The following is a 14,786-nucleotide window of genomic DNA, read 5'->3' as shown; positions in this document are numbered from 1 at the left end:
AGCGCTTACATTTCGATGTGTTGCAAATATGCAACATATGTCGCATAAAAAATCGCTTTCCGTTGAATGGAAAGCGACATCATGAGATGGCATATTCTTTCATCTTACGATAGAGGGTGGCACGGTGAATCCCTAACAATTGAGCTGCTTTTGTTTTACTTCCGTTCGCTTGAATCAGTGCTTCTTTAATACGTTTTTGTTCTTGATTAAGCGTGATGTGTGTAAATAGAGGTTCATGAGCCAGACGAATTGATTCTGGAAGGTCTTCACGATACACCTTCCGATGGTCACAAATCGTCATGACATAATCAACGACATTCACAAGTTCGCGAATATTACCAGGCCAATCATAGGCGAGCAAGGTTTGGATGGCCTCTTCCTGAAATTCTTTTTGTTCAACTTGGTAATCATGAGCAAAAAAATCAAGATAGTGTCGAAGTAAACTAGGAATGTCTTCTTTCCGTTCTTTTAATGACGGTAATTTTAAATGAATGACGTGAATTCTGTAATATAGGTCTTTTCGGAATGTCTCTTGTTCAACCTTTTGTTCAAGGTCATGATTCGTTGCAGCAATCAAACGAATATCTACTTGATGTGTTTGACTTCCACCTACTTTGGTGATTTCTCTTGTTTCCAGTGCACGCAGGAGTTTGGCTTGCATCGCTTGTGACATATCGGCAATTTCATCTAAAAAAAGGGTTCCGCCTGTAGCTTGTTCAAACTTACCGATTGCCCCACCTCGTTTCGCACCAGTAAAAGAGCCTTCTTCGTAGCCGAAAAGTTCGGTTTCTAGGAGTGTTTCCGGCATAGCCGCACAATTTACAGCGATAAAAGGACGTTCTTTTCGTGCACTTAGCTGGTGAATGGAACGAGCAAACAGTTCTTTACCCGTTCCTGTTTCACCAGTAATTAAGACGGACGCTGTTGTTCGTGCTGCTTTGCGCGCAAAGCTCTTCGCTGCTTGTAATGATGCGCTTTTCCCAACCATTTTCTCAAATGTGCACGTCTTGACGCTTGGTGAGAGCGCGTCCACCTTAATCTCTTCCGTTTTGCCACTCATTTGCTTCATAATTTGATAGAGTTCAGACACCCCTTCAAAAATTAGCATGCCAATTGCGCCAACGACCTGTTCATTTTGCCAAAGGGGGATGCGATGAACGACCATTTTTTGTCCTTGTATTAGTTGAACCTTTCCTCGCTCAGGCATCCCTGATTTTACAATGTGATGTAATTGCGTATTTTCAATCACATCTTGTACAGGTTTGCCAATGACGGCTTTTTCTGAAATACCGCCAATGAAATTACGATATGCTTGGTTCATTTGCACAATACGTCCTTGCTGATCGACAATGACAATCCCTTCATATGCGGTTTCAAAGATCGCTTCTAAAATTAAACGCTGTTTCTTATTGTCAGCGAAATCACTTTGCGGCTGATTCCAACAGATGGTGCCGAGCATACGGTTTTCATCTCGTACAACGATAAGTGTAGAAGGAGAATAGGGCAGATCTTTTACTAAACAAGTTGGCGTAACGTATGTGATCGGTGTGAGCCAATCGTCGTTCACGTACGATTCAATCGAGTTGTTCAGTTGATGATATGAAGTAAAGTTAGGTAGGAGCGCACCAAGAGCCTCTCCATTTTCATCGAGCACAAGCACTGAATGTGTAGACTGTTCAACAAGAAGCTTCCACTGCGAGTGAGTCCGCAATTGATTCGTCACTAATGTGAAAGGTTGAACGATGTCCATACAAGAAGTAGATGCTGAGTCGAACAGAATACGTTCCATCATGAAGATCACCTGTTAATCATTAGGATTGGATATGTAACCATTCGCCATTTTCACTGGAACTTCCTTTGCTTACATTTAAAACGGTGTCTTCCCGCCATGTGGATAAGATGATTTCATTTTCTGGTGTCCACTGCACTTCTTCCAATCCAAGAAAATATGTATGCGCACGATCTTGTTTTTCGCGCATGGGAATATAAAAATTGATGCCTTCCTCATTGATTTGTCGTAGAAACAGCCCATTTTTTTCATACACATCCATGGTTAATGAAATATCAAGAAATGAATGATCTTCATAATAAGCAATGATCTCCATGTCTCCATTGTTTGATTGAAGAACTACTTGGCTTGATTCAGTGAACATGTCGATAAGGAAAATCATTGTAGCAGAAAAGAATAGAAAGCCCATGGCGACAATCCCAAATATTGTCCGAATAGCTTTAGGATTTGCTTTCAAAAGACCAATACTCATAAACAAAAGTCCATTTACGAACATAAGAGCAAGAACCATGGGAATGTCCAACGTAATTCGCCAAAAATGAACGGTGTCTAAAGCAAAGAAAAGACTATTTGTAAGAATGATGGCTAAAAGAATAAGTGCGGTGTTGCGTTTTGTCATGTCAGCCCTCCTTTAAAAACGTTAACAATCCTATCAAGCGTAACAAATAGATTTGCACAATGTAAAAGAATTTTCTTAGATATGGACGTAGACTAGTAGAAAATTGTGCAGGTTTTCTTATCTCCTTGCTCTTCTCCTGCTCTCGTTTTATGTTTATAGTGGAGGGGTAGAGCGTATTACCAACTGAATAAATTCCAAGCTGAATTCAGATGAATTGTATCGAGACGCTTAGATAATAGAGGAGGCATGACATAATGGAGTGGAAGAAGTTTCAACAATACGTTGAAGATTTTTGTGAAGAAAAGGGATTCGATGAGGTTTCTGATGAAGAGCGCTATTTGTTTTTTATGAGCGAAGTAGGAGAGATGGCGCAGGAGATGTTGAACTATCGCTACACAGAGAGTTTAGAGAAAAAAGCGGAAATGAAACAAGCGCTTAGCCACGAAATCTTTGATGTGATTTGGAACGCAGTAGAAATTGCCAATCGCTATGAGATTGATTTAACAAAAGCTTTCTCAGAAAAAATGGAAATCAATCGGAAGAGAACGTGGTCATAACGTTCTCTTTCTAGCAACCACACTAGGAAGACGGTTCAAACGTGGCAGTGGCGAGATCGTTGTGTTATTGTCAAAATAGTAAATTCATTTAATGGGAGTGGTCGTATTGAAGTTGATGTTACGGAAAGATGTACCCGTTGAAGAGACATGGGATTTAACGCCAATTTATGCATCGGATCAAGCATGGGAAGATGCTTATGTACAGCAAGAGGCAGAACTAGATCAATTGTTGGCAAATAGCCTGTCTGTCAATACCGCTAGTGAATTAGTCACTTCTTTAAATACGTATAATCTTGTTATGGAAACGCAAAGCCGTTTAGGTAGTTATGCGCTCTACAAATACTCTGAAGACAGTACGGATCAGCACAACCAAAGTCGAATGGGACGTTCACAACTACTGGGGAAAAAAGTGTCTTCTTTAAGTTCACGTCTTGTGAACAAATTGCTCGAGCTTCCCGAAGAGAGATTGGCGACTTTTAAAAAAGAAGAGAAGGAACTTATACAGTATCACCGTTTTATCGAGAAACTAAATCTTTCCCGACCTCATACACTAGAACCCAATGTAGAAAAAGCCCTCTCCGCAGTCATGCAACCTTTAAATGTTGGCAATACGATATACATGTCTATCACATCATCCGATATGCAGTTTGAACAAGTTAAGAATAAGGATGGTCAAGATGTCTCGGTGTCTTTATTTACATACATGACGCAAATCGAAACGTCCCCTGACACTGTGCTTAGAAGAAATGCGTATGATTCTCTTTCCGAAGGGTTAAGCAAGTACCAACATGGCTTGGCTCAAACATTAACGAACGAAATCCAGAAAAATGTCGCAATGGCACATTTACGCCAATATCCATCTACCTTAGATTATTTACTGCACTATGCGTCTCCAGCGAATAATCAATTTTATGCAGGAGATGGGGTTTCGGCAGCTTATTTTGAAGATGTGCTAGATACATTCCAGCAACATCTTGCTCCTCATATGCAGCGCTATGCTCGTTTGAGAAAGAAACAGCTTGGCTTGGAATCACTGAAATTTTCTGATGTAAAAGCACCGCTTGATCCTAATTTTGATCCCTCGATTACGTTTGAAGAAGCAGGTGACATTATTGTTGCTGCAGTGGAACCGTTAGGTAGGGAATACCAAGATTTGATGAGGAAAGCATTTACCGATCGCTGGGTGTATAGAGGCAACAATGTAGGCAGAAGAATGATTGCATTTGGTGGCGGTGTACATGGTGTACATGGGTATTCCTTTTATCCGTGGGGAGGCAACTTATTTGATCTCGTTTTGCTTGGCCATGAACTTGGACATGCAGTACATGCGAATTTATCAGCGGATCAGCAAAAAATAATAAACAATGGGCAGTCTTTATTATTTGTAGAAGCCCCATCAACGTTAGTGGAGCATTTAATTGTGTCTTATTTGAAAAAAAATCGTCGCGATGCGCGTCTTCATCGCTGGCTCAATATGTACCTTATGATGAGTTATCATCATAACTGTGTTACCCATATTTTAGAAGCAGAGTTATTAAGGCGTTTATATAAAATGGCTGATGCGGGAACCCCTCTTTCAACTCATGTTATGAATGAAACGAAGGGTGCGATCTTGAAAGAATTTTGGGGCGATACGGTGGAAATAGACGAAGGTGCAAAGTTGACATGGATGCGCCAACCACACTACTATATGGGGCTTTATCCATTTACGTATTCAATTGGTACTTCCGCTTCTACTGTTATCGCCAACCAAATCGAAACAGAAGGCGAGAAAGTTGGAGCGTCGTTCACCAATGTATTAAAAATGGGCGGAACGTTAAGTGGATTAGAGCTATACAAACAGGCTGGGATTGATATGGCTAATATGAACGTTATTAAAGAAGCGATTCAACATGTCGGGCAAATCGTAGACGAGCTGGAGCAGAGTTTTTAATAAAGAGCAATTGGACCGAATTCAAAATAAATCGAAGCAAAAAAAGAGCGCTAGACGGTGACTCCGGCTTAAGCGCTCATAGATCTTGTTAACGGGCAACTGCTTGTTGTTTGCTCTTTATATCTTCTGCAATTAAATCAGCGGTTAGTTGTCCTGATAATGTGACCATCGGGACACCTCCACCTGGGTGAGTGGACCCACCAACAAAATATAAGTTGGAAATAAGCTCGCTTCGGCTTGGAATTTTAAACCCGCCATTTTTCTTTTTATCAGCGACAACGCCGTATATGGAGCCACCGTTAGCTCCGTAAAGGGATTGAAGGTCATCTGGGGTAAACGTCAGTTCAAACTCAATATCATCGCGAATCGTGGTAAGACCATTTCGTTCTAATTTACTTAGCACCGTCTCTCGGTAGCTTGTTTTAAATTTATCCCATGTTTCGCCTTCTTTTAATGGCGGGACGTGAGTGAGAATAAAATGGTTTTCTTTCCCTTCTGGTGCTTGGCTAGCGTCTGATTTAGACGAAATGCCGATGTAGACCGTAGGGTCATCCGCTGGTCGTTTTTCTTCGAATATTTGTTTGAACTCTAATTCAGGATCTTTTGAAAAAAAGAAGTTATGATGAGCCAGCTGTGGATATTCACGTTTCAGACCAAGAAGTAGAACAAGACCAGAAACACTTGGTTCAAATTTCTCTAATTTCTTTTCTTGTGCTTTATGTTGAGGGTGTTCTTGTAACAAATGACGATAAGTCGGAATGGCTTCTAAATTCGAGACAACGATGTCGGCATGGACTTCTTCTCCATTCGCTAAGCGCACGCCTTTTGCAACAGAGTCAACTTGGATAATACTTTTCACCTGTGCTTCCGTGCGGATGGTTACATGTAGTTCAGTCAGTAATTTTTCCATTCCGCGGACGATGTTGTACATTCCACCTTTCACATAAAAATTTCCGAGCCCAAACTGAACATACGCAAGTTGAGAAAGAACAGCTGGTGCCTGATAAGGGGATGAGCCCACGTACATCACAAGGAAGTTAATAAACTGTTTAATATGAGGGTCTTGAATGTATCGTTCTGTGCCCTCATTCAATGTTTTCATTGGGTCAAAGGCCATCAGTTCACGCAACGTGTGTAGCTTACGTAGTTCACTTAAGCCAGAAATACTTCTGTTATAAAAGCTTTTCATGCAGAGTTCATACATCTGCGCACTGTAATTTAAGTAATTCATAAATGGAGCAGCATCATCTGGAGAAACTTTCTTAATTTCTTCCAGCATATCAGGCAAATCACCTTTTAAGTCAATGGATACCCCATCTTCAAAAAACGTGCGCCATTGAGGTTCCACTCGTTCAATTTTCATGTAATCATGGACATCTCGGCCAGCCCGTTTAAACAAAGCCTCCAGAACCCAAGGCATGGTTAAGATCGATGGACCTGTATCGAAGTGAAAACCTTCACCACTTCGAATGTTACATTTTCCGCCAATACGCTCATTTTTTTCAAGCACGGTTACGTTGTGTCCTTGAGAAGCTAGACTGATAGCCGCAGATAAGCCGCCTAAACCGCCACCTATGATAACTGCTTGTTTTTTCCCCATACCTCACACACCTTTTTCATTGTCTATTAATACACCCAAGGGAACAAAATCCAGCGACTTTGTTTCCATGTTTCGTAGTGATTGGGTAGTGTTGCTGTTAGCATTTTTTCTTCTAAGTGAATTCGTTTCAAGAGCACACTGAGCATAACAACTAATGTGACAAGCACACCTATAACCGTTGCGGTATAAATAGCTACACCAAGGACACATAGAAACAACCCTGTATAAAGTGGATGGCGCATCACGCGATAAGGGCCGTTGCTAACTAGTTTCATGGTAGATGACGTTTGAACATGTCGTGAAAACTGTTTACGGAGTAAGAACATGGACCAATAACGTAAGCCAATTCCTGCGCTATAAATGACAACGCCAGCTATTGAGATAAATGGTGCATCTATGCGTGTCCATTCTAAGTACTGCAGGAGAATACAAGCGCAAATACAGATAACTACGCAAGAAAAGATGAGGTAAAAGCTTCTATTCTCACGCTGCTCTTTCTTTTCATCATCCGCCCTTTTTCCTCTAAAAAGGAAGAACTCGCTTACCCATAAAACGGTTAAACAAATAAATAGTACCTCGACCCACGGCAATGTTACACCTCCATTCCTACAGTTATACGTATGTTCAAAGCAGATAAAATAAAACCGATAACAAAGAAAAACTTGTACAAAACGTATTCATTTACGAGGGCGTGGGTGTGTAAAGAGACACCATGAGCGCAAATAGATGTCACGCTTGTGCCTGTGGTGAAAGTTTCTTTGTTTACTAGCTTCATTTAAATCGAAAGATCTTCAGTCTAGTATAGATCCGAAAACAAATTCATCTTAATAAGGACACGCTAAAACGCATACAGTATAGGGGAGAAGTGGCAATAGGTGTTTTACAGAAATAAGGGCATCCTAAGTTTTTGCTTGCCAAATGGAAGTGAAAAGCACTATGATGTGTATAATCAAATAAGTTGTGGAATACTAAAAAAATCAAGCAAAAAGCCGTTATTTCGGGATTTATGAAGAAAAATACGCAATTTACTTCCTTCACACCTTTTTTATCTGGCTCAAATGGTTTATTATTAGATAATAGAGGTTTTTCTAAAGACTAATGGACATAAGGATGAGCGAAATGAGCTATAGAGAAACTAAGTCAGACGTTATTTTAATTGGCGCTGGAGTGATGAGCGCGACGCTAGGCACGTTATTAAAAGAGTTAGCACCAGACTGGAAAGTAACCGTTTTCGAAAAGTTGAAAAGTGCAGGAGAAGAAAGCTCGAATGAATGGAATAACGCAGGTACAGGTCATGCAGCACTGTGTGAATTAAACTATACGTCGGAAAAACCAGACGGAACACTCGATATCAGTAAAGCTGTTAAGGTCAATGAACACTTTCAACTGTCACGTCAATTTTGGTCCTATCTTGTAAGAAAAAAGCTAATTGAAAACCCGAGAGATTTTATCATGCCAATTCCTCACATCAGTATGGTTCAAGGAGAAAAGAATGGCATCTTTTTAAAAAAGCGTATGGAAGCGTTATCAGACAACCCTCTTTTTGAAGGAATGGAGTTTAGTGATGATCCAGATGTGTTAAAAGAGTGGATGCCGCTTGTGATGGAAGGCCGCAAAGACGAGGATGAACCAGTTGCGGCTACGAAGATTGATACTGGAACAGACGTTAACTTTGGGTCATTAACAAGGATTTTATTTGATCATTTAGAGCAGGAAAATGTCGATGTACGTTATGAACACGCTGTAAGAGATATTAAGAAAGCCTCTGACGGGTCTTGGAAATTAAAAGTCCAAAATGTGCAGACGGGTGAAACGGAGAATCACTCGGCCAAATTTGTGTTTATCGGTGCTGGCGGAGGGAGTTTACCGCTTTTACAAAAAACAGGCATCCCGGAATCGCGCAGAATTGGCGGCTTCCCGGTAAGCGGACTGTTTCTTGTTTGTAATAACCCAGAAGTGGTGGAGCAACATCATGCGAAAGTTTATGGTAAAGCAAAAGTTGGCGCACCGCCAATGTCTGTTCCACATTTAGATACACGATACATTAATAATAAGAAATCATTACTATTTGGTCCGTTTGCAGGATTTTCACCAAAGTTTCTTAAAACGGGTTCTTATTTTGATTTAATTGGCTCTGTAAAGCCGAATAACTTATTTACGATGCTTGGCGCAGGCTTTAAAGAAATGGGCTTGACCCGCTATTTAATTCAACAAGTGATGTTATCCAATGAAAAGCGTATGGATGATTTAAAAGAATTTATTCCAAATGCGAAAAGTGAAGACTGGGAAATGGTTGTAGCTGGTCAACGGGTTCAGGTCATTAAAGATACAGAAGCAGGTGGAAGAGGAACGTTGCAGTTCGGTACGGAAGTGGTTACTGCTGAAGATGGATCTGTAGCGGCATTACTAGGCGCTTCTCCTGGTGCATCCACTGCCGTTCACGTCATGTTAGAAATCTTAGGAAAATGCTTCCCGAATGAAATTGATGGGTGGGAGCCAAAAATTAAAGAGATGGTGCCATCTTATGGAAAGCTATTAATGAGCCATCCAGCGCTTTTAAAAGAAATTCAAACATCAACAGCTAGAGCGCTTCAGCTTGAAGAGACGTATGTACAGACAGAAGAGCATTTAGCATAAAAGAAAACGCCCTCCAACGTAACTCTTTAAGAGTAGTTACGGAGAGGGCGTTTTTTTTATGAGCGGAATAGATTTAAGAAGCGTTGCCAGATGCTAAGTTCTTCTTCCTCTTCTACTTCTTGCGTGGGATCGTCTTTCGTTAACGGTTCAGTCTGAATGACAAACTGTACATTTTCAACGAGGTCATCGTTGTTTTCGTGAACAAAGGAAACGGGTTCGAAATCCGACTTGTCATATTGCGAGATCATCTCATCAATCTCCTGCTGCATTTGTTCTGGTATTTCTGCTGTTGCATCATGAAGTTCATTGATACCTGAATGAAGCGATGCACCGCCATTTGCAAGTTCAGAGGAACCGGCTGCTGACTCTTCAATGCCGTTTTGAATTTGATTATACTCAGAAGCTACTGTGGAAACACCTGATGTATAGGAATTTAACCCTTCATGGAATTGTCCATACTGGCTTGCAAGCTCAGCAATACCAGTCGTTAATTCGTCTAAGCCACTATCAAAGTCAAACGAATCTTCGAGGGAGGATAAGGAATTGGATAGTTCGCTCAAGCCATTTCCCATTTCTGAAGTCGATGTACTCATTTCATTTAGTACAGGTTTTACAGAGGTAAAGGCTTCCTTCACACCTTCAAATGTGCCTTTAACCGTTTGGGCGGCTGTGTATGATGAAACTAATGCATCGAGCGTCTCCGTGTCTTCAGTCGTTGCATATAGGTTTGCGATGTCTTCTTCTGATAACGTTGCCTCAGGAATCGCGTCAACAGCTTCTTCTAGTGCGAGATAGCCTTGTTCATGATGCGTGCCTAACTCAGTCAAGCCTCCTGACAGTTCGTCTAACCCTGTGACAAGTTGATCAATGCCATCTGTTAATTCAGAACCAACCGATAGATCCATATCTGTATTTAAATCAGACTGACTTAAGGCATTGTTTAATTCATTGAGTCCAGTTTGTATTTGACTGGAGGATGTCACGAGCTCATCTCCATTTGAGGACAGCTCACCTAAGCCTGTTTGAAACTGAGCGGAACCAGTCCCTAATTCATTTAACCCGCCAGACAAGCCGTCAATGCCTGTTTTTAATTCACCTACTCCATTTGCTAGGTCACCAATTGCTCCTGTTAAGGAATCGAATTCACCGGTAAGTTCGTCTGTATCAGGCATATCAACGGCAAAGGACGACGGTAATGCCGAAATCTCTATGCCATCAAGTTCTATGTCTGTTGCTTCTGCAGAAATACGTAATTCTGCTTCCTCTTCAGGCATGACCGTGAAAGCCAACTGTTTATTTTTTCCTGCATTTGCAACTGTGGCATCAGGAGCATCAACGTCTTTAAACGCTTCACTGTTTAAAGGAACAGATACTTGAAGAAGATAATTTTCAAAAAAACGCTCATTTCCGTCTTCATTCTGTGTGACATCAATCTCTAGTTCAAATGATCCGTCTTGACCAATAACGTCTTCAGGTTCAACGACGTCTCCGTCAAGAATGTAGCGAATATCAAAGTTCCAAGGCAGTTCAGGATTGTCTTGAATGTTTCCTTGATAGTGAAACGTGCCTGTAGATGCTTCTAGTTTTACTTCGTCACCCTTTTGTTCGATCGTTGAAAGATCGGTTAAATTTGTGATGCTGTCATAGTGACCAAAATCAGAGATGGCTCCGTCTTCTGAAACCGTCAAGGCATTGACGATATAAAGCTCTTCAATGTCCCCTTGTGCAAATAAGTTCGCATAAATGACTTCATCTTTGCTTTCAATCGTTCCTTCTGTTTCAGCGGCCGCGTAAGAAAGAGGTGTCAGCATAAGTACACATACAGCAGCGCCAATGGTCCATCGTTTCTTCATCGATCGGTCTCCTCCTTGTTATCTTCATAAAAATTTGGTTTGTACGTTGTTTTTTTAACAAGTTTATCTCCAACTAGTAACAGTGCCGGCAAGAATACGACGACGAGAACAAAGGCGAGCAATGCTCCACGGCCGAGTAAGAGTCCAATTGATGAAACCGTTGGATTGGACGACGTAATCCATAAAATTAACCCAACACTTGATAGAATCGCTGCGGAAATAATGATGGAAAAGAATTTCTCATCTAATGCTTGCTTCATCGCTGGAAACGCCGGCATGCGTTGACGATGGTGTTTATACGTTTCCATCAGGAGAATGCCGTAATCAATCGTTGCAGCAAGCTGAACGGTACTTACCACCAAGTAGCCGACAAATACAAGTGGGTCATTGGTGATGTATGGAATGGCTAAGTTTATCCAAACAGCCGATTGAATCGTCACAAGCAAAATTATAGGGATTGAAATTGAACGAAACGTAATCATCAGGACAATCGCAATGGTGACAATCGTAATCGTATTGACAACCTGATTATCGACTGTGACGGTTTCCTTCATATCATAAAGCGTGACACTTTCCCCTAATGTATAAGCATCGTCACCATAGTAAGACTCGCTTAATTCACGCACGTCTTCCACTAAACCAAACGGAACATCTCCTTCTACACCAGCATCGGTTGAGACCATAATGCGACTGTAGTTTTCGGATTGAAATTCGCTTATAACCGAATCATCGAGGAACTCAGCTGGAATACCTGTTCCAACGACATTGGCATAAGCCATAACTGAATCAACGTAATCGAGTTCTTCTAATTGATTCACGAGTTCTTCTTCTTTTGCAATATCATCATTTGGAACAAGTACAACAATCGGAGTGGACTCACCAAACGTTTCTTCAATAAGTGCAGCATCTGCGCCAGCTCGGGTTGTATCAGGTAAGTCCCCTAATCCATAGATAAAGGACGTACTTCCTTGAGCAATAAAACTTGGCACGATCAATAGTGACACAAGAATAAGCGCAGGGTAGCGTAATTTTAAGATCTTCGCTCCAATTCCTTTAAAGCTAGGCACAATCGACTTATGGCGTGTTTTTTCAATCCATTTATAGAGTAAGAGCGTGAGTGCAGGTAAAAAGACAACGACAGATATAAAGCTAAATACAATTCCCTTCACTAAGTTAAGACCTAAGTCAGCACCAATTTCAAAGTCCATAAACATAAGAGCCATGAAACCGAAGAACGTTGTAACGGCGCTAACAAAAATAACAGGGAATGAATTTCTCATCGCTGCAGCCATCGCCTGTTCTGGTTTTTTCCCCTTGGCTAGTTCATCGTTAAAACTATGTAGCAAGAAGATGGCATAATCCAGAGAGACGGCCAATTGTAAAATAGGAGCGACGGATTGGGTGACAAACGAAATTTCCCCTAAGAAAATATTTGAACCAAGGTTAATTAACACAGAAACACCAATTGCAGTAAGAAAAAATAAAGGTTCTGCCCATGAATTTGTGGAAAGCACCAAAATAATGATGATGACAGGTACGAGTAATGCCGCTGCATAGATCGTTTCTGTGACAGCCATGTTTTGTGATGTTGCGTTGTTGACTGCTTCACCTGAGATCGCATTTTCATCCCCAATAACTTCGTAAAGCGCGTCTGTCGCTTCGACTTCTTCACCGGTCGTAATCGTTAGCGAAAATAAAGCATCCCCATCTTTGTAGTAGGATTCAAGCATACTGTCATCGACCATCTCTAACGGCACTTGCAGATCCATCATGTCATCTAGCCAGAGGACATCCTCCACACCGTCAATCTCTTCAAATGCTTCTTTATAGGACAATGCCTCTTGAATGGTTACATCTTGTACCATGACATTCGTATTTGGGATCGAGGCAGTAAATTCGTTTTCCATCACATCTAATCCTTCAGTAGAAGGGGCCTCGTCCGGCAAATAATCGGTCATATTATAATTCGTTGAAACAAAAAATTGCGCAACAACAGAGATCATTGTTAATGCAGCAAAAATAATGACAACAGCCTTTTTATGTTTAATAATTCGATCGACAAGCAATTCCATTCCCCACCCTATTGACTTCATCTTCATTTCTTTTAACATTATATCTACACGGTGTTGTCCATACAACAGACAGTTGGAGAAGATCTGTTAGCTGAACAACACAATCAATATTTATGTCGGATAAAATTATGAAAAGGTTGTGAACACGTTGTCTGAGAAGCTTGATCGCCGAAAACAATTCACACGAATGGTGCTAAAAGAAGCGTTAATGGAACTGTTAAAAGGAAAACCAATTTCTTCTGTAACCGTTAAAGAACTATGTGAAAAAGCTAACATTAATCGGTCAACTTTTTATAGCCATTATGTTGATCCTTATGATTTGTTAGACAAGATTGGAAAAGAAGTGTTTGACGATATGTACGAAACGCTCAATAAATATAATTTTCAAAAACAAGACGAAGTTCTGCAAATGTCAACGAAGATTCTAGAGTATGTGGCGGAGAGAAGTGAACTGTGCCAAATTCTTTTAAGTAAGAATGGGGACACCTCTTTTCGAAAGCGAGTCACAAAGATTATTCAAAACTTCATTATGAATAAATGGATGGAAGAACATCAGTTAGGAGATGAACTATCTGAGTATATTCCGTTGCTCGTTGTAAGTGGAGGTGTAGATGCGATTGAAAGCTGGCTTGCGAACGGGAAGAAAGAATCGCCTCAAGAAATGGCCTTACTCATCCACCAGTTTATTAACTATGGGTTATCTGGCTTTCGAAAGGGTGATTGAATGTGGGAGTTAGGTGTTTAATTTGTCAGTTAGGCACGTCCAATTACAGCAAATAATCAATTCCTACTAATCCGGTAAAAATTATTTAATTTACTCAACGATATGGTATGATGAAACGACAACAAGGGTAGAACAGGTGATGAAATGGTAAGAGAAGAGGAGCGAATGAAGAAGCGACAAGATAGAATGATTGAAAAGCTGTTAAAAGCTGGTGTTTATAAATATAAAAATACTCACTTATATGAATTGTCGTATGCAGAAGTGGAGGATGCTTTCTTGCGTTTAATGGAAGAAAAAGAAAAATAAATCAAGGAATCCATAAAAAAGTGGGTTAATTTTCTCTTGAAACGGTTAACAATAAAGATACTAGCTGATTTTTAGCAGTAGTACGAAAAGAAAATTCGTTTCATTAAGGAGATTACCTATGAAAAAGTGGATGGTTTTGGCCGGATTAACGTTATTTTTAACAGCTTGTGGTGGTGGCGATGGAGATGATGCAGAGGCACCGGAAACTGATAATGGAAACGGTGGCGAGGAAAGTTCGGAAATGGGTGATTATGATGTGGCCCAAGCAGAACAAACGTATCAGCAGAGTTGTATCCAATGCCATGCTGGTTTAGACGAGGGTGGATCTGGTCCAGCTCTTGCGAATAATAACTTGGCTCCGGATGAAATTAGAGAAATTATTTTAAATGGACAAGGTTCGATGCCTGCACAATCCCATTTAGAAGAAGATGAAGTAGATAATTTGTCTATGTGGTTGGCAGATCAATAAGATATGAAGGAAACTACTCAAACATTTTGGGTAGTTTTTTTAATGTTTAAAGGGTTTTTGACAAATTTTGAAGACCGTTTTTCTTCGCATTGCTTTTTTTTCCAAGCAAAAAAAGAAAATATACGGTTGTTTTGTAAATTGATCCTGGAGATGAGTGTCGGAGTTAGAAATCTGAGAGAAAAAGTTGAATAAATTAAGCTGATTGTGTCGCTAAATCTGTCTCAAAA

The 14,786-nt window shown here is 40.5% G+C and carries 12 protein-coding genes; 6 read left to right on the top strand and 6 right to left on the bottom strand.

What is annotated here, in order from left to right; all coding sequences use genetic code 11:
- Nucleotides 1–79: 79 nt before the first annotated feature.
- Nucleotides 80–1,792 carry a sigma-54 interaction domain-containing protein gene (locus ACE1TH_RS17795; RefSeq protein WP_255224292.1) on the bottom strand — a complete coding sequence of 571 codons (1,713 nt, stop codon included), beginning with the start codon at nucleotides 1,790–1,792 and terminating at the stop codon, nucleotides 80–82.
- A 19-nt stretch (nucleotides 1,793–1,811) separates the two neighbouring features.
- The gene (locus ACE1TH_RS17790; protein ID WP_255224291.1) at nucleotides 1,812–2,408 is read right to left on the bottom strand and encodes a hypothetical protein; all 597 of its coding nucleotides are present in this window, start codon (nucleotides 2,406–2,408) and stop codon (nucleotides 1,812–1,814) included.
- A 254-nt stretch (nucleotides 2,409–2,662) separates the two neighbouring features.
- Between ACE1TH_RS17790 and ACE1TH_RS17785 the strand changes: the two genes are divergently transcribed.
- Both ACE1TH_RS17785 and ACE1TH_RS17780 read left to right on the top strand, forming a co-directional pair.
- Complete coding sequence (locus tag ACE1TH_RS17785; protein ID WP_099304799.1) at nucleotides 2,663–2,965, top strand: MazG nucleotide pyrophosphohydrolase domain-containing protein; 303 nt, start codon at nucleotides 2,663–2,665, stop codon at nucleotides 2,963–2,965.
- Nucleotides 2,966–3,080: 115 nt separating this feature from the next.
- Entirely contained in the window at nucleotides 3,081–4,898 is a 1,818-nt protein-coding gene (locus ACE1TH_RS17780) for a M3 family metallopeptidase (protein WP_255225420.1), read from the top strand.
- Nucleotides 4,899–4,986: 88 nt separating this feature from the next.
- On the opposite strand, the gene ACE1TH_RS17775 is transcribed toward ACE1TH_RS17780, so the two are convergent.
- Nucleotides 4,987–6,498 carry a phytoene desaturase family protein gene (locus ACE1TH_RS17775; protein ID WP_255224290.1) on the bottom strand — a complete coding sequence of 504 codons (1,512 nt, stop codon included), beginning with the start codon at nucleotides 6,496–6,498 and terminating at the stop codon, nucleotides 4,987–4,989.
- A 26-nt stretch (nucleotides 6,499–6,524) separates the two neighbouring features.
- Nucleotides 6,525–7,088 (bottom strand): methyltransferase family protein, encoded by a 564-nt coding sequence (locus ACE1TH_RS17770; protein ID WP_176554460.1) that lies wholly within the window; start codon nucleotides 7,086–7,088, stop codon nucleotides 6,525–6,527.
- Nucleotides 7,089–7,617: 529 nt separating this feature from the next.
- Between ACE1TH_RS17770 and mqo the strand changes: the two genes are divergently transcribed.
- Nucleotides 7,618–9,135: a malate dehydrogenase (quinone) gene (gene mqo / locus ACE1TH_RS17765; protein WP_099304791.1), complete on the top strand. Its 1,518-nt coding sequence runs from the start codon at nucleotides 7,618–7,620 to the stop codon at nucleotides 9,133–9,135.
- 56 nt (nucleotides 9,136–9,191) lie between these two features.
- Here mqo and ACE1TH_RS17760 read toward each other — a convergent pair whose 3' ends face one another.
- A complete protein-coding gene (locus ACE1TH_RS17760) occupies nucleotides 9,192–10,988 on the bottom strand; it encodes a YhgE/Pip domain-containing protein (protein ID WP_375079649.1) in 1,797 nt (598 codons plus the stop codon).
- Entirely contained in the window at nucleotides 10,985–13,099 is a 2,115-nt protein-coding gene (locus ACE1TH_RS17755; protein ID WP_375079648.1) for an efflux RND transporter permease subunit, read from the bottom strand. Before ACE1TH_RS17755 ends, ACE1TH_RS17760 begins: the two co-directional genes overlap by 4 nt.
- Before the next feature lie 109 nt (nucleotides 13,100–13,208).
- Between ACE1TH_RS17755 and ACE1TH_RS17750 the strand changes: the two genes are divergently transcribed.
- From ACE1TH_RS17750 to ACE1TH_RS17740, 3 genes are all read left to right on the top strand, one after another.
- Nucleotides 13,209–13,784 (top strand): TetR/AcrR family transcriptional regulator, encoded by a 576-nt coding sequence (locus tag ACE1TH_RS17750; RefSeq protein ID WP_099304785.1) that lies wholly within the window; start codon nucleotides 13,209–13,211, stop codon nucleotides 13,782–13,784.
- A gap of 165 nt (nucleotides 13,785–13,949) precedes the next feature.
- Nucleotides 13,950–14,090: a Fur-regulated basic protein FbpA gene (gene fbpA, locus ACE1TH_RS17745; RefSeq protein ID WP_176554459.1), complete on the top strand. Its 141-nt coding sequence runs from the start codon at nucleotides 13,950–13,952 to the stop codon at nucleotides 14,088–14,090.
- 118 nt (nucleotides 14,091–14,208) lie between these two features.
- A complete protein-coding gene (locus ACE1TH_RS17740; protein ID WP_099304781.1) occupies nucleotides 14,209–14,559 on the top strand; it encodes a c-type cytochrome in 351 nt (116 codons plus the stop codon).
- Nucleotides 14,560–14,786 lie beyond the last annotated feature (227 nt).

This window comes from Shouchella sp. JSM 1781072, from assembly GCF_041949915.1.
Taxonomy (GTDB): Bacteria; Bacillota; Bacilli; order Bacillales; family Bacillaceae_D; genus Shouchella.
This window is presented reverse-complemented; position numbering and strand designations above follow the sequence as displayed.